Origin of the sequence: Ciceribacter sp. T2.26MG-112.2, from assembly GCF_900492205.1 — a bacterium.
Lineage (GTDB): Bacteria > Pseudomonadota > Alphaproteobacteria > Rhizobiales > Rhizobiaceae > Allorhizobium > Allorhizobium naphthalenivorans_A.
In genome coordinates this window covers 105,360-128,235 of sequence record NZ_UEYQ01000007.1, presented here as the reverse complement: position 1 = coordinate 128,235, position 22,876 = coordinate 105,360, and the positions used below count along the sequence as shown (strand labels likewise).

Below are 22,876 nucleotides of genomic sequence, written 5' to 3'. Positions count from 1 at the left end.
CAATCATTTGAGGAGGAGGAAAGTATGAACTACTGGAAGAAACTGACCTTGGGTGTCGCCCTTGGCGCAATGCTGGCGGCAGGGTCCGCTCAGGCCGATACCGTGCGTTTCTGGTATCACTTCGACAATCCGGAAAACCCGATGGCGGATCTCGTGAAGAAGTTCGAGGCGGCCAATCCGGACATCAAGATCGAGGCGGAAAACGTTCCGTGGAACAGTTACTATGACCAGCTCTACACGTCGCTGGTGGGCGGCAACGCCCCCGATGCGGCCATGGTGAAGCTGTTTGCCCAGCCGCGCCTGGCTGAAATGGGCGCGCTCGAGCCGATCGGCGAGCGCATCGATGCCTGGGCGGGCAAGGCGGACCTGCTCGACAATCTTCTCGAGCTCAACAAGGGTGCCGACGGCAACCAATATTATCTGCCGATCCAATATGTCGTGCTGTACCTCTACTATCGCGCCGACCTGTTCGAGGAGGCCGGGTTGAAGCCGCCAGCCACCTGCGAGGATTTTCGCGACGCGGCGATCAAGCTGACCAAGGCGCCCGATACCTACGGTTTCGGCCTGCGCGGCGGCAAGGGCGGCTGGGACCAGTGGGGCGCCTTCGTGCTTTCCCAGGGCGCCGAACTGAAGGCCGGCGGGCTCACCAGCGACAAGGCGGTTGCCGCCAACCAGTGGCTGATCGACCTGTTCCAGAAGGACAAGGTCATTCCGCCTTCCGCCCCCAATGACGGTTTCCAGGAAATCACCGGCGCCTTCAAGAGCGGCAAGACGGCCATGACGATCCACCATATCGGCTCGTCCAACGACATGGTGAAGGCGCTCGGCGACAAGGTCTCGGCGGTGCCGGTACCGGAATGCGGCGGCGGCCGCTGGACCTCCTATGGCGACGAATCTCTCGCGATCTTTTCGTCATCTCAGGCAAAGGACTCCGCTTGGAAATGGATCTCCTTCCTCGCCGAGGGCGAAAACAACGTGGCGTTCAACAAGGCAACCGGCCAGATGACGGTGACCCAGAGCGGCGCGGCCGACTGGAAGCTGCATGAGCGCCGTTTCGTCGACGCCACGGTCAACTCGCTGCCCTTTGCCCATGTGCTGCCGCAGAACACCGCGACGTCGGAATTCGTCAACACCGCGTGGCAGACCAGCATGCAGCAGGCGCTGACCGGTCAGATCACCTCCAGGCAGATGATGGAGCAGCTGGAAGCCCTGTTCGTGCAGTGACCGGCCTTGCTCCGTCGTCCGGTTTCCGGCCGCGCTCCGTCGGGGCAGGGGGCCGATGACGGCGGAAGCACGGTGGTGGCAAGGGGGACGGCACTTGGCGGAGTGCCGTCAAAGGTCCCGCGGATGGTCTGGCGGCTTTCGCACGCGGCCGGAGAGGGGTTTGTCCTGAAATCATACCCGCCCGGCCCTGGCCGGACGGTTCGTCCCACCAGCCGCAAGGCGAGGATCAAGATCATGTCGACCGTCGTTTCACCCCATCAGTCCCGTGTGGTCATCGCGCCCGCGCTGTCGACCCGGCTGATGCCCTATGCGCTTCTCGCGCCGGCCTTCCTGGTCACGCTCTTCATCGTCTTCTTCCCCATGGCGCAGGCGGTCTATACCAGTTTCTTCGATCTGATCCTGTGGAAGCCCAACGCCTCTAAATTCGTCGGTTTCGGCAATTACATCAAGCTGTTCAAGGATCCGGTGTTCTGGACCGCACTCGGCCATACCGCCGTGTGGATCGGCCTCACCGTACCCTTGCAGATGGGGCTTGGACTTGTCGCGGCCCTGCTGCTGAACCGCGAGTTTCCCTGGCGCGGCCTGGCGCGGGCGCTGATCATCATCCCCTGGGCCCTGCCGAGCGTGGTCATCGCGCTGATGTGGCGCTGGATCTACGATCCCAATACCGGCGTGCTGAACGACATCCTGCTGCATCTGTCGGTCATCCAGACGGCCGTGCCGTGGCTGGCCGATCCAGATCTCGCGCTCTACGCCATCATCGCCACGCTGACCTGGCAAGGCTTCCCTTTCTTCGCCGTCATGATCCTTGCCGGTCTGCAGGGCATTCCGAAAAGCCAGTACGAGGCGGCGTCTATCGATGGCGCCACCGCGTGGCGGCAGTTCCGCCACATCACCCTGCCCGGTATCGCGCCGGTGCTGGCGACCGCCGGACTGCTGCGTGTCATCTGGGTGGCCAATTCCATGGACGTGATCTTCGTCATGACCGGTGGCGGCCCCGGCTACGCGACCCATACGCTGCCGCTCTATGCCTTTGTCCGCGCCCGGCAGAACCTCGATTTCGGTTATGGTACGGCGATCGCGGTCACCTTCACCCTGCTGCTCGGCGCCGTCGTCGCCATCTACCTGATGCGCACCATGAAGGAGGTCGAACGATGAACACTCCCTCGACGATCCGGCGTATCCTGACCACCGACCTGCCGGTCGCGCTCATCGTGCTGTTCGCCATGGCGCCGTTCGCCTGGATCATCCTGACATCGCTGACGCCGACGGCGATCCTGAACGCCACCGGCGTCTCGCTCTCGCCTACCGGCTGGAGCATCGACAACTATTCGAGACTGTTCCGCCAGACGAGCTTTCTCGACAACATGCTGGACAGCCTGATCATCGCCGGCGGCACCGTCGTCATCGGGCTCGCGGTCTCGGTTACCGCGGCCTATTCGTTCTCGCGGTTCCGTTTTCCCGGTCGCAAGCTGGTCATGCTGCAGTTCCTGCTGATCAACATGTTCCCGATCGTGCTCTTGATCCTGCCCTTGTTCATGCTGATGCGCAAAGCCGGCATTCTCGACACGCATTTCGGCCTGATCCTGGCCAATGCCACGGTCGCCATTCCCTTCGCGGTGTGGATGCTGACCAGCTATATCGGCGCCATCCCGAAAAGCCTCGACGAGGCAGCCATGATCGACGGTTGCTCGCGGCTCACCGCGTTGCGCCGGGTCGTGCTGCCGCTGACAATGCCGGGCATCATCTCCACCGGCATCTACATCTTCATCACCGCCTGGAACGAATATCTCTATGCGCTGACGCTGGGCGGGCGAAACGTCCGGCCAGTCACGGTGGCGATCCAGACGCTGATCGGCGAATACCAGATCGAGTGGGGCCTGCTCTCGGCCGGCGCTGTCGTCGGCGCCATGCCGGCCACCATCCTGTTTCTCATTGTCCAGCGTCGCCTGATCGGCGGGCTTACCCAAGGGGCCGTCAAGGGCTGAGTTTTTTAGAAGTAAAGGAATGATCATGAACCCCGTCGGGTTGATTTCAATGCAGTATGCCAGGCCCTTCACGGCCGAGCATTTCCATCTCTTTTCCCGCATGCGCGAGCTCGGCTACGACTTCGTCGAGCTTTTGGTGCCCGAGCCCGGCGAACTGGATCTCGCCGACACCCGCAAGGCGCTGGAAGATGCCGGTCTCGGTGTTGTGCTCGCCGCCCGCGTCAACCTGGAGCGAAATCTGTCGTCGGAAGACCAGGCCGCCTATCGCGGCGGGGTCGAGTACCTCAAATATGCCGCCGATACGGCCGCAGCACTCGGCGCCGCCATCGTCGGCGGACCGTTGACCGGTAATCCGCTGGTGTTTGCCGGCCGCGCGCCGAAGCCTGTCGAGGAGACCGAGCGCCAGGCCCGCAAGGCCCGTTGCGTGGCGGGGCTGCGCCAAGCGGGCGACCACGCGGCCAAGATCGGCGTAACGCTCGCCGTGGAACCGCTCAACCGCTTCGAAAGCGATGTGCTGTGCACCACGCAGCAGGCGATGGAACTGCTCGATGCCGTCTCCCATCCGGCCGTGAAGATGATGCTCGACACCTTCCACATGCACATGGAAGAGGCGAGCCTGGCCGAAGCGATCCTGCTCGCCGGCGACAGGCTGGTGCATTTCCAGGCCAACGAAAACCATCGCGGCTTTCCCGGCACCGGCGCAACCGATTGGGTCGCCGTGTTCCGGGCGTTGCATCAGATCGGCTACAAGGGGCCGGTTTCGCTTGAGCCTTTCCGCCGAAACGACGATCGCTTCGGCGTTCCCTTCGCCCAGTGGCGCCCGCCGCATGAGGATGAAAGCGAACGGCTTAGCGCCAGCGCCGACTTCATCAAATCCCACATCATGTTGACGGAATATCGCAGATGACATTGAAAATCGGCTGGATCGGTTGCGGCGTGCACGCAACCCAGATGCTTCTCCCCCAGGTGGTGCGCCATGACGTGCAGCTTGCCGCGCTCTGTGACATCGACGGCGCGCGGCTTGCCGCCGCCGGCCGCCAGTTCGGCGTTTCGAAACTGACGACTGACGCCGCCGAACTGATCGCGACACCCGGCCTCGACGCCATCGGCATGGCCGTTGGTCCCGACCAACACCTGATGTTCGGCAAGGCGGCACTGGAACGCGGCTTGCCGGTCTTCATGGAGAAACCGCCATCGGGGAGTGCCGCCGGCGCCCGCGAGTTGCTGGCGGCTTCGGAGAAGGCGAAGAAGCCGCTGCTGGTCGGCTTCATGAAACGCTATTCCGCCGGCAACAAGATCGCCGCCAATATCGTCAAGTCCGGCCGCTTCGGACCGGTTCTCGGCCTTACCGGCTATTACATGACGGCGCCGGGCTATTTCGTCGGCAATGTCGACTATACCGGCTTCTTCCTGCACCACTGCGTGCATTACATGGACCTCGTCTCCTTCCTCGTCTCGCCGGTGAAGAAGCTCACCGCCCGCAAGGTGGAGAAGGAACCGGGCAAGGTTCTCTTCCATATCAGCCTGGACTTCGAATGCGGCGCCATCGGCACGGTGGCCATGGGCACGATCCAGTCGCGCGGCGCGCCGGTGGAGCGCATCGAATTGATGGGCGACCACCAGCGCATCGAGGTCGAGAATGTCATCGACGTTCGGTGGAACCGCAATCCGCCTTTCAAAATCGACGATCCGCAGGCGACCCTGATCGAGGGAGCGGATAGCCTCACCTGGAAGCCGAACTTCACCGCCGCCGCCAACGAGGATCCGAAGGGCTACTATTCCCTTCTTCAGGACGCCATCCCGGCGCTGGCTGGCCAGGAGACGCCGGCCCCGACCATCGCCGACGGGGTGGTGGCGATGGAGCGGCTGGAAACCTTGCGGCGCGAACTGGTTCTGTAATGGAGAACGTGATCTCAGCAAGTTCGATCGGTCCTATTGCCGAGGTGTCCACCGTCCGCCTCTGCTGAAGCCTAGCGACGCGTGAGGGGGCTATGGCCTGACAGTCGACGGTCCGCTGAGACCGTTGACTGTCAGCTCAATCCCGGTGCTGCCGCCTGGGCAACGAAGTGCCCGCCGCCGATGTCGACGAGCAGCGCCCGTGCCGGGCTTTCGCCGACCTTCCACACCGGGCTCGGGATCTCGCCAGCCAAGCGCTGGCGGGGCACCCTTTCGCGACGCGGGTGGGAGCGGGGACCGCGCCCAAGAGGCGCCTGGCATAGAGATGCCGGGGATTACCGAAGATCTGCGATCGGGTTTCCATCTCGATCTGGCCGAAATACATTATGGCGACGCGGGCACAGGCTGCCGAGGCCATTTCTCTTCAGGTTCTCTTGTTCTATAATACGATTAAGAGCGTTCTGTTTAGGTGAAGAAAGCAACTTGGCCGGCGAACAAACCACCTCCGAAAAACCCACCGATGCCCGGGCACTTGCGGAAAATCTTCGCGTCGCGCTCGGCAGGTTCGTACGCGGGGTGAGGAAGCAGGCCAATACGCCGACGACCTCGCAGTCGGAAACGCTGTCGCTTCTGGACGGGACGGGGCCGCTCAGCGTCGCGGAACTGGCGGAGCGCCGTAACGTCAGACATCAGAGCATGCGGCTGGTCGCCGCCGAGCTTGAAACCGAGGGGCTGGTCAGCAAAAGGCCCAATACGGTAGACAGACGCAGCCAGCTTCTCACGATTACCGAAAAGGGGCGGGTGCAATTGGCCCGCGCCCGTGAGGCCCGGACCATGCAGATTGCCGGCTTGATCGAGGAACGTCTGTCCGTGACGGAGAGGCAAACGCTCGAAGCCGCGATTCGCATCATCGAGCGTTTGTGCTGAAAGGCACGAGCCATCAGGCCGCCGACAGTGCCGCGCGTACGACGGCCAGAGTATTCAAGCCCCAGTGCTCGGCATATCTGCCGTCCTCGACCCGCACGATATCGATGACGCTGATGGCGACATCGCGCCCGGTCGCCGGAACGTCGAACAGGGTTCCGGTGTGTACGCCGCTGATTGTCTTGCGTGTGGTGACTTTGTCGCCCTCTGCGATCTGGTCATGAATCGTGACAATGATGTTCGACAGGGCCGGGCGTAGAGTGTTCTGGAAGCTGTTCCACATGCTTTCCGGGCCGTTCGGCGCCCCCTGGGGCGCGGCGTGATTCACGAAGTCCGGAGCCATCAGGGACCAGAATTCGGATTCGTTGCCTTTCTGGATAACCTCGATGTTGAAGCGGCGAACCACTTCCTTGATGTTAGCAGCCATAAGGGATCCTTTGCGCCAGTTTGCGAAAAATATACAGTTAAGCTGTACAAATCTGGTCTAAACCCTCTTCCAGCCTCTTGCAAGTGGTGCAGCCTCCGGCCTCCAGTCCAGGAAGGGCCCCGGAGCTGGCTTGCCCACATCGGTAATCGTCTCGGTGGTGACACGCGCGGGTTGACCATGCTTGACTTTTCAACAGATCCTGCCCATCTTCGGGCTATGTTGAGCGAGCGCTTCCATATCATCCGCAAACGGATGTGCCTTATCGCAGGCAGATAACCCCCGGCCCCGTCGCGTCGCGACTCGGTCGTGGGGCAAGTGTAGCGTCCCCCATGTCGGGAATAACGGGCTACGAAGCGACAATTCATCCTTATTTTTTAGAACGACAGCGACGCGCCCAAGGTGCGGCTGCGCATTTGTGCAGGTCCACGACAATGTCTCCCGAAAAGAAGCGAAATCACAAGCCTGCTATTATCCTCACGAGAACCGACCATGAAAGGATTTCGCGGCTTGCGGAGGCGCATGTTTCACGAAATCCGGAGGTTTGCGAAGAACTCCTGTCTGAACTCGACCGTGCCCGCATTGTCCAGGACAACAAGATTGGCGCCGAGGTAGTGCGGATGGGGTCAACGATCCGCTTCACGAGCGATCGTATTGAAGAACGAACTGTTACGCTGGTGTTTCCGGGAGAGGCTGACATCGCCGCGAACAGGATTTCCATCCTCACACCGATTGGTGCGGCTCTGATCGGTCTCTCTGCCGGGCAGTCCATCGACTGGGTCGCACGGGACGGGCGTGGGCGCCGCCTCCACGTGGAACAGGTCGGTCCCTGCGAAATCATCAAGGTGGCATGATGATCCGCGTCTTCTCTCGCCTCGAGATCCATGGAGGCCTTATCGCAGAATAACAACCCCTGCGCGGTGCGCGCGCAGGGGATCTCCTGTCCATGTCCGTGTACGCGCTCATTGAGGAGCGATGGAGAACTGCGAAATGCCGAACGACAATTTCATTCTGACCACCAAAGATTTTGCCATGCTGGAGGCCCTGCGCGACAACCCGCCCGGCCACCACGACCTCCTCTTGCCCCTGATCCGGCACAAGATTGAAAAGGCGACTGTGGTGTTCCGCGAAGATTTGCCGAATGAGATCGCCAGCATCGACAGCCGGGTCCGCTTCCGCGTCAACGGCGGCGAAAGCGATGCGCGCGTGCTCTCGCCCGGCCCAGCCTCTTGGCCCGTGGGCATGTTTCTACCCATCACGACCCCACGCGGCCTCGCGCTTCTCGGTCTGCGAGAAGGGCAGGAAATCTCTTACGTGAACACGAATGGTGATGAAGAAAAATTGCTTATGGAAAAGGTGGAATACCAGCCGGAGGCATCGCGTCGCGAAAGCCGGGCCTTTGGCCCGGATGTTGTCAGGCTCGAGCCTCAGCCAGTACTGCGTCTAGTGTCGGGCGGATTGGATCGGCGGCAGGGACCAATTTCCGTAGTCCCTGGCGGTTTCGATGATCCGGGACCGTCGGCGGCCTGACTTCCGTTCATGATCTTGTCACGGACGTTCGATGCCGGGGATGCTCCGCACCGGCGGCGCTCTCGGCTCTGGTTGCTGAGGAGAGGAGAACTCAACCATTCGATCGTTCGCCGCCTTCGCATCTCGCGGCCCATCCCATCGATTGTTATACTGTTCTTGAAGAACAGCATAACGTCGGAGTAGGGCTAATGAAGTCCATCGAACTCATGTATCAGACGATGCTTGCCGAACTGGGTCAACGCTCGCTCGACGCGGCTTGGACGGCCGATTTCCCTCCGGAGGGTGGGTTCACCCTCGCCAACATCAAGGGACGCAAGTACTGGTACTTCGACATCCCAGATGGACATGGTGGTACCAAACGTCGGTATGTCGGCCCCGCCGGCGATCCGGATATCGCTCAGCGTGTAGCCGATCATAAGCGCGACAAAGACAATCTACGTGCTCGCAGGCGCTTGGTGAATACCCTGACACGGGAAGGGGGAATGGTTGCTCCTGATGCAATGTCGGGTGATATCGTCGAGGCGCTTGCCGATGGTGGTCTCTTTCGGCTTAGGGGCGTTCTCATCGGCACGGTCGCCTTTCAGTGCTAGTCAGGACTTCTGGGCGTCCGCCTTCCCATGGCGGCAATTCTGACCGGCGATGCGGAGATTGCCCAGGGCTATGCCGTCAGCCGAGAGGTTGAAGGCAGTCTGCCGCCGATCTTTGGGGTGCTGCAGGGCGTCGATGCCAGCTTCCGGCCAGTTCCACATGGATCGAGATCCACAGCCTCGTCGGCGTTTCAGAATGCAGACGGTTACCGAGTTAAATTCCTGACATCGAACTGTTGTTCGGACGACTACATCGAGCCAGCCGGCGAAGATGTCCGCCCTCGGCGGTGCCAGCGCGGATCCCCTTCGCTTTCTCGACTTGCTCATCAGGGAACCGGTCAGGACGATGCTACTCCATCGAAGCGGTGCTCCGGTGGTCGTCCCTGATCCGTCCCGGTATGCCGTCGACAAACTCATCGTCGCCAGCCGCGGACACACGGACGGGCAGGGCCCGGCGAAACGAGAGAAGGATATTCGCCAAGCCGCTTTGCTCTTTGAAGCCCTGCAGCAAACAAGGCGATCTGCAGACCTGGCACTCGTCTACAACGAAGCGTGGGGGCGCGGGCCTGCGTGGCGCCGATGCCGATCGTCCGGCCTGCCCAGACAGACCCAGAGGGGAACACAGAAGGCCAGCCGTCCAATCTTGTCCACCTGACCGGGCGCAATCCCTTGATAATACTCTCGGCACTTAAGCGAGCCATAAGCTGGGCGGGTTAGACCCACCTTGCGAAGAGAAATTCCTCTCGTCTTGAAAGGGAATGACGAAAATGTACATCCGTAGAAGCCTGATTTTGCCTGTTCTCGTCCTCGGTCTTGGTCTCTCGACCGGCGTCTCCTGGGCAGAGACGACAAGCCATGAAGGGCACCAGGGTGCCGCGATCGAGCTGACTCTCAATGGCCAGGCGAAATGGCAAGGCGACGAAAACATGCTGAAAGGCATGAACGCCGTCCGCAGCGCGCTCGCCTCGCGACTTTCCTCGATCCACGACGGCACGCTGCCCCCGACCGATTACAAGGCGCTTGCCGGTGAAATCCAGGCGCAGGTCGACTTCATGGTGGAAAACTGCAAGCTGACGCCGGAGGTGGACGAGCAGTTCCACATCGTGCTGGGCCACGTGCTCGACGGGGTCTCGGAACTTGAGGGCGAGGCTGATCCGCGTCGGGGCGCGGTTCGGGTCGTGGAAGCGCTGAATGCCTACGGCGCGCATTTCGAACACGCCAACTGGCAGCCGCTCGAGTAGATCGGCGGTGCGCACGGGATTGTTCCCGCCGACCGGAGATGCCAGACTACGACAAGGCCTGCCCGCCGATCCTCGTCGGCGGGCATCCGCTGAGTTCCCAAGAATATCGATGGGCGGGTGCCATGAGACTTTTGCTGGTCGAGGACGACACATTGCTGGGTCGTGGCTTGGTCGCCGGACTTAGCCAGTCGGGTTTCGCGGTGGATTGGGTGTGTGATGGCGAAAATGCCGATACCGCGCTTGCCACCACGATCTACGATGCCGTCGTGCTGGACCTTGGCCTGCCCGGCATGGACGGACTGAGCCTCTTGCGGCACAGACGCGCGGCAGGGGACAAGACCCCGGTTCTGGTGCTGACTGCACGCGACGCGATCGCCGAGCGTGTATCGGGTCTCGATGCGGGCGGCGACGATTACATGGTCAAGCCTTTCGATCTCCAGGAATTGCAGGCGCGACTGCGCGCCCTGCTGCGTCGCTCCAGGGGCGAGGCGACGCCGGTCCTCCACAATGGACGAGTGACACTCGATCCCGCCGCCCACAATGTGACTTTGGACGGGCTGCCTGTTGCCCTTTCGAACCGTGAATTTGCAGTTCTACAGGGGCTGATGTTGCATGCCGGACGCGTTCTGACCCGTAGTCAGCTGGAGGAGCAACTCTATGGCTGGGGTGAGGAGATCGACAGCAATGCGGTCGAAGTGCATATTCATAACCTGCGCCGCAAGCTGTTTCCGGATGTCATCCGGACCCTGCGCGGTGTTGGCTATATCGTACCGGCCCAGCCATGACCGGTTCGCTGCGCCGCCGACTCGTCTTGTCGCTGTGCGGTGGTATGGTTACGGCCTGGCTTGCGACAGCCTATTTCACCTATTTCGATACGCGAAGCCTGATCGACGAGGTGACCGACGAACACCTCCAGCAATCCGCCGAAGTGATCCTTGGGCTTTTGGGGCGTCTCCCTCCAGACGCACTGTCCACCGATCTAATGGGGGACCTGAAGCCCGATCAGCGCCTGTCCTACCGCATCCTGACCCCGACCGCCTGGTCGCATGGTTCAGGCGATATCAATCCTTCGGTGGGGGAATGGCACGCCGGTTTTAACGACATTATCGACAAGGGAGAGGGTTGGCGCGTCTATGGCGCATCCAACCATGCCGGCACCCGGGTCGAGGTGGCGGTTCGGCAGGACGTCCGCGCGAGTTTTGCCGCGCGCGTCGCTGCCCATATACTCCATCCGGTCTGGATCGCCGCGCCGCTACTGGCCGTCCTCATTTGGGGCCTTGTGAGATGGGGTCTTGGGCCCCTGGAGAGGCTGACGGCGGGCGTAAAGCAGCGGTCGCCGGCGGATCTTTCGCCACTCAGTCCCCAATCCGTGCCGACCGAGGTTCTGCCTTTGGTCGGGGCGCTCAATAGCCTCTTCGCGCGGATCGCGGTTGCCCGCGAACGTGACCGCCGCTTTGCCGCGGACGCTGCGCATGAACTGCGCACTCCGCTTGCGGCGATACGTGCGCATGCGCAGGTGGCAAGCCACGCCAAGGATGCCGCCGAGAGCCATCAGGCAATCTCGGATGTCCTCATCGGCGTCGACCGTGGTACCCGGATCGTCGAACAGCTTCTGGCACTTGCAAGAGTTGAGCACGACGCGCTGGGGGAAGGAGCCCAGCCGGTCGATATGGCGGAACTTGCGCGCGAGACGATTGCCCTGATGGCGCCGCGGGCTGTCGCGCGCAACATCGATCTGGCGCTCGAGGTGGAACCCGGCCTTGATGCCACGGTCCGCGGCAATGCCGATCTCTTGGCGGCGATGTTGCGGAACCTCGTCGACAACGCGTTGCGTTACATTCCCGAGGGCGCCTGGGTCACGGTTCGCCTGGCAAGGGGCGAGGGGGCTTTGCTCCTGCGCGTCGAGGATTCGGGGCCTGGCATTCCATCCGAGCTGCGCGCCCGGGTCCTGCACCGCTTCTTCCGAGCCAGCGGCAGCACCATGCCCGGAAGCGGGCTGGGGTTGTCAATCGTCGCGGCGATTGTCGAAAGCCATCACGGAAGCTTTGCGCTCGCAGGGCGAGCCGATGGGGCAGGATTGATCGCCAACGTTTCTCTGCCATTGTGGAAGGCGCACAGTGTAAGCGGTCAGAATTACCCTGACCCAAGTCCCTGATCCGATGGTGACCACAGGGTGATCCGTTACCCGCCGGTCATCGGATCGCCCGGTAGCTGTGCCAGGTGCCGTGGCCGAGCAGCGGGAAGATGACGATGAGGCCGAGGAACCCCGTCACGATGCCGATGGCGGTCAGTGCAAGCACGATCGCGCCCCAGGCCAGCATGACCGGCAGGTTGCGGAAGACGAGCGAGATACTGGTGCCCATGGCCGTGAAGGCGTCCGTTCTTTCCGCAAGGAGCATCGGGATGGCGAATGTGCTGACGGCGAAGGAGAAGGCGGCGAAGAGCCCGCCGACCGCCGTGCCGACGATGATCATGCCCCAGCCCTCGGTCGTGGTGAAGAGGATTGCCACGATGCGGTCGAGCCCTGGAAATGGTCTCAAACCCATGAAAAGTGCATAGATGATCACTGCTGCACGCATCCAGACCAGCATCAGCAGGCAGAGGATCGCACCCGTGTACCAGACCTGTGGACCGGATGCAGCCTTCACCAGGATCATGCGCGAGAGGCTCGGCCGGACCCCCTCCTCTAAGTCCCGGCTCTTGCGATAGAGACCGATGGCGACCAGCGGACCCACCACCATGAAGCCGGCGAGGGCCGGAAACAGGATATAGTCGAGCTGAAGGCGAAAGAGGCCCCAGATGATGGCAGCTGAGAGCAGGAAGACGGCAAGCCCGTAGAGCAGGCTCGGCAGCGGATTGTGCCATAGGTCGCGCCAACCGGCTAAGAGCCAGCCGAAGGCCGTGCTGGCGGGCAGGTGACGTCGACGCTGTTCGGCAAGAGGCATGCTTGGGGCGCCGGATTTCTCGGTCGTGCTCATTGTGACCTTGCTCCTCTCAGCAGGACGGTGCCGCGGCGCGATAGGCGCCGTCGCGGCCTTCCGCCTTCAGGTGATTGACGCATTCGGGTTGGCTGCCCGTTGCGACGTGGACGAGATGGACATTCGCCCCGATGACGGCGAGCAGGCCCATGCCGGCAAGCAGCCAGGACACGACCCGCCAGTTGAATGGTCTCCGCATGTCGGTCTTTTCCATCGTCATTCTCACCTGGCGTCCTCTCCGAGCGTGCCGACATATAGTGCCAGCAGTTTCAGATCGACCGGTGAAAGTCGTCCTTCCCAGCTCGGCATCAGGCCTTGTCGCCCGGAAAAGACGGTGGCGAAGACGGTCTGTGCGTCGCTGCCATAGATCCAGTTTTCGTCGGTGAGGTTCGGGGCGCCCATATCCGTGCTGCCGGTTGCGTCCTCGCCGTGGCAAGCGGCGCAATTGGCCGAAAAGATCTCCTTGCCGGTTTCAATCAGGGCCTTGTGGTCGGCGCTCATCGGCAGGTCGGAAAGGGAGCGGACATATGCCGCGACGGCGCGAACCTGCTCTCGCTCAAGCGTTCCGTCCCGGCCGAAGGCCATCATCTGCGAGACCTGCGTCTCGGCATGGGCGGCGTTGATGCCGACGCGGATCGTCTCATGGATCGTTTCGGGCTCGCCGCCCCACAGCCAGCCCTTGGCGGATAGGTTGGGGAATCCGGGTCCACCCGTGCCCTGCGTGCCGTGACAGGCGGCGCAATTGTCGATGAAGAGCGTGCGGCCCGTCTCGCGCACGTGGAGCATCAGGTCCGGATCGGCGGCAATTTCATTGAGGCTCGCCTCGGCGATGCGGTCGGTCCATGAAGCCCGGGCGGCTGCCGCGTCCTCGACCTGTTTCGTCACGATAGCGCGCTGGTCGATGCCCAAAAGGCCTTTGGTATAGGTCACACCCATAGGCCAGGCCGGCATCAGTATCCAGTAGCCGATCGCAATCAGCGTTGTGGCGGCAAGGAAGAACAGCACGACCCGCGGGATCGGCGTTTCGAGCTCCTCGATGCCGTTCCACTCGTGTCCCGTGGTGCTGCGTCCGGTGGCGGGATCGTGTCTTTCCTGTGCCATGCTCAATCTCCCGGCCGGTCGTCTTTGTCGAGAATGCTTGTCTTTGCGCGGTCGAAACGCTTCCGGTTGCCGGGCCAGAGCGCGTAGGCCAAGATGACGAGCGCCATTGAGACGATGTAGAAGAGCCCCCAGGTCTTGGCGAAGGCGACGACACTGGTATGATCGAAATCCACGTCAGTCCTCCTTCGCTGCGGTTTCCTGTCGAGCGGCTTGCGTTAGCTGACCGACGACCTGCAAATAGGCGACCAGCGCGTCCATCTCGGTGAGCACACCCTGATTGCCGTCGAACGCGCGCACATTGGTTGCCTCGCCGTAGCGCTCCGTCACTCCGGACGATTCGGGGCTGTCCGGCGCCGCCTGGCTCCGGGCGTCAGCGGTGGCGTTCTCGATCATCGCGTCGGTATAGGGGACGCCGACGGCGCGCTGGGCGGTCAGGTGCTCGCCGAGATCGTCGATCCGGAGCGCATTCCTGTTCAGCCATCCATAGCGCGGCATGACCGATTCCGGCACGACGTCACGCGGATTGACGAGATGGGCCACGTGCCAGGCGTCGGAATACTTGCCGCCGAGGCGAGCGAGGTCGGGTCCCGTACGTTTGGAGCCCCACAGCATCGGGTGGTCGTATTTCGATTCCACCGCGAGCGAGAACGGGCCGTAGCGCTCCACTTCGTCGCGGAGCGTGCGGATCATCTGCGAATGGCAGGCGTAGCAACCCTCGCGGATGTAGAGATTGCGTCCGGCCAGCTCCAGCGGCGTATAGAGACGCATGTCGGGCGCGTCCTCGACTGTCTCGTCGATGGTGAACAGAGGCGCGATCTCGACGAAGCCGCCGATGGACGCCACGCCGATGATCGCCAGCACGAAGCCGATGGCATTGCGTTCGATCTTGCGATGGAAGAATTCCTTCATGGTCACTCTCCTGCCTGAACCGCGCCGGCCCGGCCGCCGAGAGGCACATCGTCTCCGATGTCTGACTTGCGCGCCTTGCGGGCCATGCGGATCGTCATGGCGACATTGAAGGAGCAGACGACCGCGCCGGTGAGGAAAAGCAGACCCCCGAAAGCGCGGGCGATGTAGTAGGGGTGCATGGCGACCAGGCTGTCGATGAACGAATAGGCGAGTGTCCCGCTGTCGTTATAGGTGCGCCACATGAGACCCTGGATGACGCCGGAATTCCACATGGCGAAGACGTAGACGACGGTCCCGGCCAGAGCGAGCCAGAAGTGCAGTTCGACGAGCTTGGGCGAATACATGCGCTCCTGTTTCCACATCCACGGCACCAGGGCGTAGAACGAGCCGAAGGTGATCATGGCGACCCAGCCGAGGGCTCCGGCATGGACGTGGCCGATGGTCCAGTCGGTATAGTGGGAGAGCGAGTTTACGGCACGGATGGCCATGAACGAGCCCTCGAAGGTGGAAAGGCCGTAGAACACGGCGGCGACCATCATGAAGCGCAGCGTGGCGTCGTCGCGCACTCGGTGCCAGGCGCCATTGAGGGTGGCGAGCGCATTGCCGGCCGACGCCCATGAGGGAACCAGCAGCACGATGGAGAAGGTCATCCCAAGTGTCTGCACCCATTGTGGCAGGGCAGTGTAGTGCAGGTGGTGCGCACCGGCCCACATGTACATGAATGTGATGCCCCAGAAGCTGATGATGGAGAGGCGATAGGAAAAGATCGGCCGCTCCGCGCGCTTCGGCAGGTAGTAGTACATCATGCCGAGGAAGCCTGCCGTCAGGAAGAAGGCGACGGCATTGTGGCCATACCACCACTGGGTCATTGCATCCTGAACACCGGCAAACAGCGAGTAGCTCTTGGCGTGACCGAGTGTAACGGGCATGGCAAGGTTGTTGACGATGTGAAGGACGGCAACAACGAGAATGAACGCCAGGTAGTACCAGTTGGCGACATAGATATGCGGCTCCTTGCGGCGCTGGAGCGTGCGGATGTAGGTCACGAAATAGACCACCCACACGATCACCAGCCAGATGTCGGCATACCATTCGGGCTCGGCATATTCCTTGGATTGTGTCATGCCCATCAGGTAGCCGGTGGCGGCGACGAGGCAGAAAAGATTGTAGCCGATCAACACGAACCAGGGACTGAACTGATCCGGAAGCCGTGCGCGACAGGTGCGCTGAAGGACATGGAACGACGTGGCGATCAGCGCATTGCCACCGAAGCCGAAGATCACGCCACTGGTATGGATCGGCCGCAGGCGCCCGAAGCTTGCCCAGGCCGAGTCGACGAAGGTCAATTCCGGCCAGGCCAGCAGTGATGCCACCCAGACCCCGACAAACATGCCGACAACGGCCCATGCGAGCGCCAGGATGATGCCGACCCGCGTGGGGTCGTCATAATATTCGGAATAACGACTTGTCGGGGGCTCCGGCGCAAAGATGGCCGACAGCACGAAGAAGCCGAGCCCCAAGCTGAAGAAGAGCACGATATAGCCGTGGACGGCCAGCGGATCGCCGCGGCCGGCAACCGCCATCGCAAGCCCGGCCAGCGCGAGTATGCCCAGCACAACAAGCGCAAGCTGACGCTCGGCCACCGTCAATCCTGTCACCATGGTTGTGCCCCTCCTTCCAGATTCACAGTGGTGCCGATCCCGAGGAACGCGCCAAGGATGGCGCGGTTTTCCACGAGGTCGGCAAGCGTGTATTTGTCGAGGACTGCCAGGAAGGCAGCGAGCGCCTCGTGCAGCAGGCCCTTAAGATTGCAGGCTGGTGAAATGGCGCAGGGCCGGCCCTGTGCCTGCATGCATTCGGCGAGTGAGAATTCCTCTTCAGTCGCGCGGACCAGTACGCCAAGGCCAATCGCCGCTGGTGGCTTCGCCAATCGGATACCGCCCGCCCGGCCGCGGGTCGTTTCGACGAAGCCGAGGTCGCGTAAGGTCTGGGCCACCTTGAGAAGGTGATTGCGAGGCAAATGATAAGCCTCAGCGACGTCGTTGACCGTGCAAGCAGCGTCTGGCCGCGTTGCCAGGTAGATCAGCATTCGCAACGCATAGTCGGTGTGAAGCGTCATTCGCATGCGGAATCCTTGCAGATGGGACTGGCCTCTATCAAAGAGGTATTTGAAATACCACTTTGCGCCAACGATTGCAGTGCGTGAAGATGCAAAAATGTCGCAGGCCTCACCGAGGACCAAATTGCCGGGAGGAGGCGTCCGGGGAGGGCTCATTGCCGGTGCTGTGACAGACCGTTGAGTTGACTATAGCCAACTATTGATCGAGAGGCCTGCAGACCCCAGGAAGCGGAGACAGCCATGATCGAATGGCTTCACCCGGAACAAGGCCTGGTCCAACGATCGCAAGACCGAAAAAGCAGACTATTTTGAGCGCCAGGCAACCTTGCAGGGGCTGGAATATCGTTGGATAGGCTGTTCCAACAGCCGCGCGCAGTCAGTTTAACTGCCGCGAATGCTGGAGCGAACCGGAACTCGATCGTCTTTGCGAGGCTTCGGTTGCGGCCCAGGTCGAGCGCCTCGCCCGTGCTTCGACCCTGCAGGCGGCCTGGGGCTCGGGCAAGGAGGTGTCTCTTCACGGTTGGATCTACGGCCTGCAGGACGCGTTGCTATCCAATCTCAGTTGCACGGTGAGCGGTCGACGCCAGGGCGTGTCCTAACCTTATGGCTCGGCAAGTGTTGTCGCACGCAGGACAGACAGACGCCTTTTCGCACCTGTCTGCGCGAAACAGCAAAGGCAGCACGATGCGCTCCACGGGGAACCGCCCTTTTGACGTCGGCGGGAACCCGATGAGTTCCTGCCTCCCATCACAGTATCAGAACTCTTCCCAGCTCTCGTTGCTGACAGCAACTGCCGCAGAGCCCTTGCTTGAGAAAGCACTGGCGATCTTGCCGAGCATGTTGCGCGCGGGCGAAGCGACTGGAGCCGTCTCGGCACCTGCCTTCGAGATGACCCCGGCGGGGCGCCGCTGCATGGCCGGCTGATAGGCCGCCGGGCTGCCCAGCTGGAACTGGCCGATCAAGCCGCGCAGGCGGCTTGCCTCATTGGCCAGGGTGGCGCCAGCGGCACTGGCTTCTTCCACCATTGCAGCGTTCTGCTGGGTCACCTGATCCATCTGGTTGACGGCCCTATTGACTTCCGAGAGGCCGACGGACTGTTCACGAGCCGAAGTGGCAATGGCGTCCATGTGCTGGTTGATCGTAATGATGAAGGACTCGATGGTCTTCAGCGCCACGCCGGTATCGCTGACGAGTTTGACGCCGTTGCCGACTTCCACGGAGGAGTTGCGGATCAGTTCCTTGATCTCCTTGGCAGCAGTGGCGGACCGCTGCGCCAACTCGCGGACTTCCTGGGCAACGACCGCAAAGCCCTTGCCGGCGTCTCCAGCCCGTGCTGCTTCCACGCCTGCGTTGAGCGCCAGCAGATTGGTCTGGAAGGCAATGTCGTCAATAACGCCGATGATGTTTGAGATCTGGTTCGACGACTGCTCGATCTTGCCCATCGCATTGACAGCATTGGCAACGACCGCACCGGAGTGGCTGGCGCTGTCGTTCGCCTGGATGGCGACGGTTCGAGCTTCTTCGGCGCGCTTGGAAGAGTTCGCGACATTGGTGGTGATCTCGTCGAGCGCCGCGGCCGTTTCCTCCAGTGAAGCAGCCTGCTGCTCGGTGCGCTTGGATAGATCCTCGGCGCTCTGACTAATTTCGCGCGAACCCGAGTCGATGGAGCCGGTGGCTTCCGAAACGGACGCCATTGTATCCTTGAGCTGGGCCACCGCCGTGTTGAAATCGGTGCGCAGGCTCTCGAACTCGGCGGCGAACGTCTGCGTAAGCTGGACAGCGAGATTGCCGGCGGCGAGCTGCTTCAGGCCATCGGCAAGGCCACTGGTCGCCTGAGCCATGGCCTCGGCACGGATGCGCTCCTGTTCGTCCGTGCGGCGGCGTTGTTCCTCGGACTGTAGCCGGTGAGCGTTGGTTTCCTGTTCGAGGCGGCGGTTCTCGACGGCGTTCTGACGAAAAACTTCGACGGCATCGGCCATCTTGCCGATCTCGTCGGTCCGACGGGTGGCGGGGATTTCGACATCGGTATCCCCAGCGGCAAGTTTGGCCATCGCTGCTGTCATTGCGATTACAGGGTTGGCAACCGACCGTGCCAATGCCATCCCGAGCGCAATGGCAATGATGGCCGTCATCGCACCGCCTACGAGAAGCGTTGTCGTCCCGGTACTGAAAGCTGCCTCGGCAAGCGCCGCCCGTTCAGCCGCAATCTTGTTCCCATCTTCAATGAACTTGGTGAGTTCATTTCGGATCTGTGTCAATCGGGCTGCTTTTGCGACATCTGCTCTTGCAGCCTCGAGCCGAGTGGGGTCCGCGACAGCCGAGATCGTATTGGAGAGCTCTTGATTGAAGTTATCAATGGCTTTGCGCAGGGGCGGGAGGACGTTGTTGGCGACAACGGGAGGAAGAGCACTTTCGAGTTCCGCCAGCATGGGCGGAATAGCGCTCTGGTACTTTTCAATGCGCCCGACGAAGTCCTGGTCCACGCTTGCCACGTAACCCCGCATGGCGTTCTGCGTTTCCACCAGGGTCGACAGGATGGTGTTCGCGATCCCTATCGTCCTCTGGGTCTTTTCGTTTTCGGTCGTTGCTTCTCGAATATTGGTCAACGAGATAAGGACAACGGCTGAGAACAGCAGCACCACCGACGTGATGGCGGAAAACGCGATCAGAAGCTTGCGCGATATGCGCAGGTTCGCAAACATATGAAAACTCCGGGAGGGTTTACTCAAGGGAGGTCTAATTTAATGGGCAATCCTTAAAGCTACGTCACCGCTGCTGTTTGAAACGTGGGAAAATGCGCTTTTCGGTAGTCCGTTCCACGCCGTTTGCGTGACCGGACGGGGTCAGTCGCTACACTGACTCTGCCTAGCGCCCTGGGTGACCCAGTATGGTCCGTCAATACCGTAATAAGGCTTCGCGAAAGCTCCGTCGGCGGTCGCGCCTTTACCTCCGGCCAAGACAGGTTGGAAAGCGACACTCCTTTGGCCCGCGGTCCGGCCATCTCTACTGAGAACGGCTACGCTTGCGCTCCTGACGAAGCAGCGCGCAAGCCCTCACGCAGTCGCCGCAGAAGGGACGGATCTGCCTTCTCGGACGACACAAGATAGGCTGGATAGGCAAAAGCAGGACTGTTGGGCACGATCTGCAAGCGGCCATCCTCCAGGTAGGGACGTATGAATCCCTCGCGAAAATAGCCGGCGCCGCCGACTGCAAGGACGTAGTCGAGGGCGAGGGGGCCATAGCCGATCGAGACCGCCGGACTTGCGCTTTCAGGATAGGCAGTGCGTAGGCTCGCGGCGAAATCGGCGCCCCAGTCAATCCCGATGATTTCATTGGCGCCCGTTTGCCCCGGCGTTCGGGCGAGCACCAGGCGCTCTTCGAACAGAAGTTCGGCGACCAGTCCAGGCCGTCGCTGGGCGCGGTAGATGACGGCAGCATCGAGCGCGCCTTCCTGCATCAGCGCCAACAAGTGCTCGCCGGTGTCGATCGTGGTGCGCACCGCAATCTCCGGGCATTCGCGGTGCATCCACAGCAGCCACCGGGAGAGCAGCGGGCTCCACAGGCTAAGTTCTGCGCCCAGGCTCACCAACACGGATCGGCCGGGCGGAAGCGCCACGACGTTGCGAGCCGTTTCCCAGACTCGAACCAAGCTTGAGGCGAAGGGAAGGAATTTTTCGCCGGCCGGGGTTAACCTGGCACCGGCCTTGTTGCGCACGAAGACGGGACGCTCCAGTTGTTCCTCCAGGACGCGGATGCGCGCACTCACCGCCGTCTGCGAAATGTTGAGTGCCTCCGCGGCGCCGACGAAGCTGCCGGCTTTCACCACTTCCAGGAATGTTCGAGCGATCGCGTGGTCCATGCTTTTCCGTCCAGCGAAAATAACCGCAATAAAATTGCGCATAAACAGCAATAGAATTCATTTGTCACGGGTAATCAATCCGGCCATTTTTGCGACTGCAACATGAGGAGAGCCAAGAATGTCCGAGCGCACGCCGGCTGAGTTCCATCCGGAAACCGTCGCTGCGGCATATGGCGTTGCCAGCGATACCGCCTTTGGCGCGGTCGCGCCGCCCCTCTACCTTTCCAGCACCTACGAGTTTGCCGGTTTCGATGCGCCCCGCGCTTACGATTATGGCCGGGTCGGCAATCCCACCCGGGATCTCACGGCCGAGGCGATCGCCAGACTGGAAGGTGGCGCGGGTGCAGTGATGACACCGAGCGGCATGGCCGCGCTCGATCTACTGATCGGACGCCTCCCGGTCGGCAGCCTGGTCCTCGCGCCGCACGATTGCTATGGCGGTACGATGCGGCTCCTCAAGGCTCGGGCCGAGCTAGATCAGATCGGGCTCGCGCTGGTCAACCAGTCTGACATGGCGAGCTTTGAGATGCAGCTCCGGGACCACCCGGCACTGGTGCTGATCGAGACACCCAGCAACCCTCTTTTGCGGGTGGTTGATATCGCAGCGCTTTCAGCGCTCGCGAGAAATGCAGGCGCCCGGGTGGCTGTCGACAACACCTTCCTGTCTCCCGCCTTGCAGCAAGCCTTGTCACTCGGCGCCGATTACGTGCTGCATTCGACGACGAAATTCCTCAACGGCCATTCCGACGTGATCGCTGGTGCCGTCATCGCCGCCGACCCGGAGGAGGCGAGGAAGCTCAAGCATTGGGCCAATGTCACTGGTGCGATCGCATCACCGTTTGATTCCTGGTTGACGCTGAGGGGCCTTCGAACCCTCTTTGCGCGAATGGCGGGTCAGGAACGCAACGCCATCGCGGTCGCAGAACGGCTGCGAGGCAATCGCGCGGTTGCCCGAGTGCACTATCCGGGTCTTGCCGATCACCCGGATCATGCGCTCGCCAGCCGTCAGCAGACGGGTTTCGGCGCGATGATGAGCTTCGAGCTTGTCGGCGGGATCCCCGCTGTGCAGCGCTTCGTAGGCGCGGTGCGCGGTTTTACGCTGGCCGAATCCTTGGGCGGCGTCGAGAGCTTGGTCGCCCATCCGGCGACCATGACCCATGCCGACATGGGGCCGGAGGCGCGGGCAAACGCCGGCATCAGCGACGGGCTCCTGCGGCTCTCGGTCGGCCTGGAACACATCGATGACCTTCTGGCGGGCCTCGAGGCTGGCCTGCAGGCGGCTGAGAGCCTGTCGGAGGCCGCATAATGATCGACGACGACGAACCACGCTCCTTCGCCTCACCGGCCTGCTTTCTGCACGAGATCGACCCCGTTTACGCAGGCTTGGCCGATCCACCGGACATGGCGGCCTGGGCGGATATCAAGCGCTGGCGCACGAGCGAGCGTCAGCGCTTGATTGCGGGGCGTCTTGCAATTCCCGTCGAGGTTCGCACTGCGGCCGGAGAAGCGATCGCCGCCCGTGTCCTCGCCGAGATCGGAGATGTCGAGGGTCGTGTCGTCAGCGCCTATTGGCCCTTTCGAGGAGAGCCGGACCTTCGTCCGCTGATGGAGGAGATAGTTCGGTTGGGCGGCCGTACCGCTTTACCCGTCGTGCTGGACAAGGGACTGCCTCTGGAGTTCCACTCGTGGCAGGCCGGGCAGCCACTGACGCGAGGGGTCTGGGGGATACCCGTTCCGGCTGAAAAGCGATCCTGCATTCCGGATGTGGTGATCGCGCCGGTCGTTGGCTTCGATCATGGATGTTACAGGCTTGGCTATGGCGGCGGCTTCTTCGACAGGACGCTTGCTGCCATGCAGGCCAGGCCCAAGGTCATCGGCGTCAGCTATGGTGCGGCGAAGCTTTCGACAATTCACCCGCAAAAGCATGACATCCCGATGGATCTGGTCGTGACAGAGGCCGGAACTGCGCGCCGCTAACGGTCGTTACTGATCGGGCCATGCCAGCCGGGCGCGTGACAGGAAAGACGCCTGATGGGGCGGATCGCCGGTCCGGTCGATGGTCATCAAGTCGCCCGGGCCAGACAACAACATCCGAA

The 22,876-nt window shown here is 62.0% G+C and carries 23 protein-coding genes and 2 pseudogenes; 15 read left to right on the top strand and 10 right to left on the bottom strand.

Annotated elements, in window-relative coordinates; translation table 11 throughout:
- The first annotated feature begins 24 nt into the window (after positions 1–24).
- From DYZ14_RS13095 to DYZ14_RS13065, 6 genes are all read left to right on the top strand, one after another.
- Complete coding sequence (locus DYZ14_RS13095) at positions 25–1,224, top strand: ABC transporter substrate-binding protein (RefSeq protein WP_154721076.1); 1,200 nt, start codon at positions 25–27, stop codon at positions 1,222–1,224.
- 234 nt (positions 1,225–1,458) lie between these two features.
- Entirely contained in the window at positions 1,459–2,382 is a 924-nt protein-coding gene (locus DYZ14_RS13090) for a carbohydrate ABC transporter permease (RefSeq protein ID WP_154721075.1), read from the top strand.
- Positions 2,379–3,212 carry a carbohydrate ABC transporter permease gene (locus tag DYZ14_RS13085; RefSeq protein ID WP_154721074.1) on the top strand — a complete coding sequence of 278 codons (834 nt, stop codon included), beginning with the start codon at positions 2,379–2,381 and terminating at the stop codon, positions 3,210–3,212. Before DYZ14_RS13090 ends, DYZ14_RS13085 begins: the two co-directional genes overlap by 4 nt.
- A 25-nt stretch (positions 3,213–3,237) precedes the next feature.
- Positions 3,238–4,119 (top strand): sugar phosphate isomerase/epimerase family protein, encoded by an 882-nt coding sequence (locus DYZ14_RS13080; protein ID WP_154721140.1) that lies wholly within the window; start codon positions 3,238–3,240, stop codon positions 4,117–4,119.
- The gene (locus tag DYZ14_RS13075) at positions 4,116–5,111 is read left to right on the top strand and encodes a Gfo/Idh/MocA family protein (RefSeq protein ID WP_154721073.1); all 996 of its coding nucleotides are present in this window, start codon (positions 4,116–4,118) and stop codon (positions 5,109–5,111) included. The genes DYZ14_RS13080 and DYZ14_RS13075 overlap by 4 nt, the downstream gene beginning before the upstream one ends.
- A gap of 480 nt (positions 5,112–5,591) precedes the next feature.
- The gene (locus DYZ14_RS13065) at positions 5,592–6,035 is read left to right on the top strand and encodes a MarR family winged helix-turn-helix transcriptional regulator (protein WP_195949947.1); all 444 of its coding nucleotides are present in this window, start codon (positions 5,592–5,594) and stop codon (positions 6,033–6,035) included.
- A 13-nt stretch (positions 6,036–6,048) separates the two neighbouring features.
- Here the strand turns inward: DYZ14_RS13065 and DYZ14_RS13060 are convergent, their stop codons facing one another.
- On the bottom strand, positions 6,049–6,459 hold the full coding sequence (locus tag DYZ14_RS13060) for an ester cyclase (protein ID WP_154721072.1): 411 nt from the start codon (positions 6,457–6,459) through the stop codon (positions 6,049–6,051).
- A 431-nt stretch (positions 6,460–6,890) separates the two neighbouring features.
- Here DYZ14_RS13060 and rnk point away from each other — a divergent pair, with 431 nt between their 5' ends.
- The 6 genes and pseudogenes from rnk to DYZ14_RS13030 all read left to right on the top strand — a co-directional run bounded on the left by rnk (position 6,891) and on the right by DYZ14_RS13030 (position 11,969).
- Complete coding sequence (gene rnk / locus DYZ14_RS13055; protein ID WP_154721071.1) at positions 6,891–7,310, top strand: nucleoside diphosphate kinase regulator; 420 nt, start codon at positions 6,891–6,893, stop codon at positions 7,308–7,310.
- A gap of 136 nt (positions 7,311–7,446) precedes the next feature.
- Complete coding sequence (locus DYZ14_RS13050) at positions 7,447–7,986, top strand: nucleoside-diphosphate kinase (RefSeq protein WP_154721070.1); 540 nt, start codon at positions 7,447–7,449, stop codon at positions 7,984–7,986.
- 188 nt (positions 7,987–8,174) lie between these two features.
- A pseudogene (locus tag DYZ14_RS13045) lies at positions 8,175–9,228 on the top strand (nucleotidyltransferase family protein).
- A 112-nt stretch (positions 9,229–9,340) separates the two neighbouring features.
- Entirely contained in the window at positions 9,341–9,814 is a 474-nt protein-coding gene (locus tag DYZ14_RS13040; protein ID WP_154721069.1) for a hypothetical protein, read from the top strand.
- A gap of 122 nt (positions 9,815–9,936) precedes the next feature.
- Positions 9,937–10,599, top strand: a complete 663-nt coding sequence (locus DYZ14_RS13035; RefSeq protein ID WP_154721068.1) for a response regulator — start codon at positions 9,937–9,939, stop codon at positions 10,597–10,599.
- The gene (locus DYZ14_RS13030; protein ID WP_154721067.1) at positions 10,596–11,969 is read left to right on the top strand and encodes an ATP-binding protein; all 1,374 of its coding nucleotides are present in this window, start codon (positions 10,596–10,598) and stop codon (positions 11,967–11,969) included. The genes DYZ14_RS13035 and DYZ14_RS13030 overlap by 4 nt, the downstream gene beginning before the upstream one ends.
- A 37-nt stretch (positions 11,970–12,006) precedes the next feature.
- Here the strand turns inward: DYZ14_RS13030 and DYZ14_RS13025 are convergent, their stop codons facing one another.
- The 7 genes from DYZ14_RS13025 to DYZ14_RS12995 are packed head-to-tail and all read right to left on the bottom strand — an operon-like array spanning position 12,007 to position 16,921.
- Complete coding sequence (locus tag DYZ14_RS13025) at positions 12,007–12,792, bottom strand: DUF2189 domain-containing protein (RefSeq protein WP_154721066.1); 786 nt, start codon at positions 12,790–12,792, stop codon at positions 12,007–12,009.
- A gap of 16 nt (positions 12,793–12,808) precedes the next feature.
- A complete protein-coding gene (locus DYZ14_RS13020; protein WP_154721138.1) occupies positions 12,809–12,991 on the bottom strand; it encodes a hypothetical protein in 183 nt (60 codons plus the stop codon).
- A gap of 23 nt (positions 12,992–13,014) precedes the next feature.
- The gene (ccoP, locus tag DYZ14_RS13015; protein WP_154721065.1) at positions 13,015–13,893 is read right to left on the bottom strand and encodes a cytochrome-c oxidase, cbb3-type subunit III; all 879 of its coding nucleotides are present in this window, start codon (positions 13,891–13,893) and stop codon (positions 13,015–13,017) included.
- Between the two features lie 2 nt (positions 13,894–13,895).
- Positions 13,896–14,066 carry a cbb3-type cytochrome c oxidase subunit 3 gene (locus DYZ14_RS13010; RefSeq protein ID WP_154721064.1) on the bottom strand — a complete coding sequence of 57 codons (171 nt, stop codon included), beginning with the start codon at positions 14,064–14,066 and terminating at the stop codon, positions 13,896–13,898.
- A gap of 1 nt (position 14,067) precedes the next feature.
- Positions 14,068–14,802, bottom strand: coding sequence for a cytochrome-c oxidase, cbb3-type subunit II (gene ccoO / locus DYZ14_RS13005; protein ID WP_154721063.1), 735 nt, complete (start codon positions 14,800–14,802; stop codon positions 14,068–14,070).
- Positions 14,803–14,804: 2 nt separating this feature from the next.
- Positions 14,805–16,463 (bottom strand): cytochrome-c oxidase, cbb3-type subunit I, encoded by a 1,659-nt coding sequence (ccoN, locus tag DYZ14_RS13000; protein ID WP_154721062.1) that lies wholly within the window; start codon positions 16,461–16,463, stop codon positions 14,805–14,807.
- Entirely contained in the window at positions 16,457–16,921 is a 465-nt protein-coding gene (locus DYZ14_RS12995) for an RrF2 family transcriptional regulator (protein WP_269749451.1), read from the bottom strand. The genes ccoN and DYZ14_RS12995 overlap by 7 nt, the downstream gene beginning before the upstream one ends.
- 416 nt (positions 16,922–17,337) lie before the next feature.
- On the opposite strand from DYZ14_RS12995, the pseudogene DYZ14_RS24665 reads away from it, so the two are divergent.
- Positions 17,338–17,520: pseudogene (locus DYZ14_RS24665) on the top strand (carbonic anhydrase); the annotation flags it as partial.
- A gap of 156 nt (positions 17,521–17,676) precedes the next feature.
- Here the strand turns inward: DYZ14_RS24665 and DYZ14_RS12985 are convergent.
- Both DYZ14_RS12985 and DYZ14_RS12980 read right to left on the bottom strand, forming a co-directional pair.
- On the bottom strand, positions 17,677–19,623 hold the full coding sequence (locus tag DYZ14_RS12985) for a methyl-accepting chemotaxis protein (protein WP_154721060.1): 1,947 nt from the start codon (positions 19,621–19,623) through the stop codon (positions 17,677–17,679).
- Positions 19,624–19,937: 314 nt separating this feature from the next.
- Complete coding sequence (locus tag DYZ14_RS12980) at positions 19,938–20,780, bottom strand: LysR family transcriptional regulator (RefSeq protein ID WP_154721059.1); 843 nt, start codon at positions 20,778–20,780, stop codon at positions 19,938–19,940.
- Positions 20,781–20,898: 118 nt separating this feature from the next.
- Here DYZ14_RS12980 and metB point away from each other — a divergent pair, with 118 nt between their 5' ends.
- A complete protein-coding gene (gene metB / locus DYZ14_RS12975) occupies positions 20,899–22,086 on the top strand; it encodes a cystathionine gamma-synthase (RefSeq protein ID WP_154721058.1) in 1,188 nt (395 codons plus the stop codon).
- A complete protein-coding gene (locus DYZ14_RS12970) occupies positions 22,086–22,757 on the top strand; it encodes a 5-formyltetrahydrofolate cyclo-ligase (protein ID WP_154721057.1) in 672 nt (223 codons plus the stop codon). The genes metB and DYZ14_RS12970 overlap by 1 nt, the downstream gene beginning before the upstream one ends.
- The last annotated feature ends 119 nt before the right edge of the window (positions 22,758–22,876 follow it).

Excerpts from the sequence above, each read along its gene's own strand:
- DYZ14_RS13095 (WP_154721076.1), top strand. The coding sequence starts at position 25 with ATGAACTACTGGAAGAAACTGACCTTGGGTGTCGCCCTTGGCGCAATG.
- DYZ14_RS13090 (WP_154721075.1), top strand. The coding sequence starts at position 1,459 with ATGTCGACCGTCGTTTCACCCCATCAGTCCCGTGTGGTCATCGCGCCC.
- DYZ14_RS13085 (WP_154721074.1), top strand. The coding sequence starts at position 2,379 with ATGAACACTCCCTCGACGATCCGGCGTATCCTGACCACCGACCTGCCG.
- DYZ14_RS13080 (WP_154721140.1), top strand. The coding sequence starts at position 3,238 with ATGAACCCCGTCGGGTTGATTTCAATGCAGTATGCCAGGCCCTTCACG.
- DYZ14_RS13075 (WP_154721073.1), top strand. The coding sequence starts at position 4,116 with ATGACATTGAAAATCGGCTGGATCGGTTGCGGCGTGCACGCAACCCAG.
- DYZ14_RS13060 (WP_154721072.1), bottom strand. The coding sequence starts at position 6,459 with ATGGCTGCTAACATCAAGGAAGTGGTTCGCCGCTTCAACATCGAGGTT.
- rnk (WP_154721071.1), top strand. The coding sequence starts at position 6,891 with ATGTCTCCCGAAAAGAAGCGAAATCACAAGCCTGCTATTATCCTCACG.
- DYZ14_RS13050 (WP_154721070.1), top strand. The coding sequence starts at position 7,447 with ATGCCGAACGACAATTTCATTCTGACCACCAAAGATTTTGCCATGCTG.
- DYZ14_RS13040 (WP_154721069.1), top strand. The coding sequence starts at position 9,341 with ATGTACATCCGTAGAAGCCTGATTTTGCCTGTTCTCGTCCTCGGTCTT.
- DYZ14_RS13035 (WP_154721068.1), top strand. The coding sequence starts at position 9,937 with ATGAGACTTTTGCTGGTCGAGGACGACACATTGCTGGGTCGTGGCTTG.
- DYZ14_RS13030 (WP_154721067.1), top strand. The coding sequence starts at position 10,596 with ATGACCGGTTCGCTGCGCCGCCGACTCGTCTTGTCGCTGTGCGGTGGT.
- DYZ14_RS13025 (WP_154721066.1), bottom strand. The coding sequence starts at position 12,792 with ATGAGCACGACCGAGAAATCCGGCGCCCCAAGCATGCCTCTTGCCGAA.
- DYZ14_RS13020 (WP_154721138.1), bottom strand. The coding sequence starts at position 12,991 with ATGCGGAGACCATTCAACTGGCGGGTCGTGTCCTGGCTGCTTGCCGGC.
- ccoP (WP_154721065.1), bottom strand. The coding sequence starts at position 13,893 with ATGGCACAGGAAAGACACGATCCCGCCACCGGACGCAGCACCACGGGA.
- ccoO (WP_154721063.1), bottom strand. The coding sequence starts at position 14,802 with ATGAAGGAATTCTTCCATCGCAAGATCGAACGCAATGCCATCGGCTTC.
- ccoN (WP_154721062.1), bottom strand. The coding sequence starts at position 16,463 with ATGGTGACAGGATTGACGGTGGCCGAGCGTCAGCTTGCGCTTGTTGTG.
- DYZ14_RS12995 (WP_269749451.1), bottom strand. The coding sequence starts at position 16,921 with ATGACGCTTCACACCGACTATGCGTTGCGAATGCTGATCTACCTGGCA.
- DYZ14_RS12985 (WP_154721060.1), bottom strand. The coding sequence starts at position 19,623 with ATGTTTGCGAACCTGCGCATATCGCGCAAGCTTCTGATCGCGTTTTCC.
- DYZ14_RS12980 (WP_154721059.1), bottom strand. The coding sequence starts at position 20,780 with ATGGACCACGCGATCGCTCGAACATTCCTGGAAGTGGTGAAAGCCGGC.
- metB (WP_154721058.1), top strand. The coding sequence starts at position 20,899 with ATGTCCGAGCGCACGCCGGCTGAGTTCCATCCGGAAACCGTCGCTGCG.
- DYZ14_RS12970 (WP_154721057.1), top strand. The coding sequence starts at position 22,086 with ATGATCGACGACGACGAACCACGCTCCTTCGCCTCACCGGCCTGCTTT.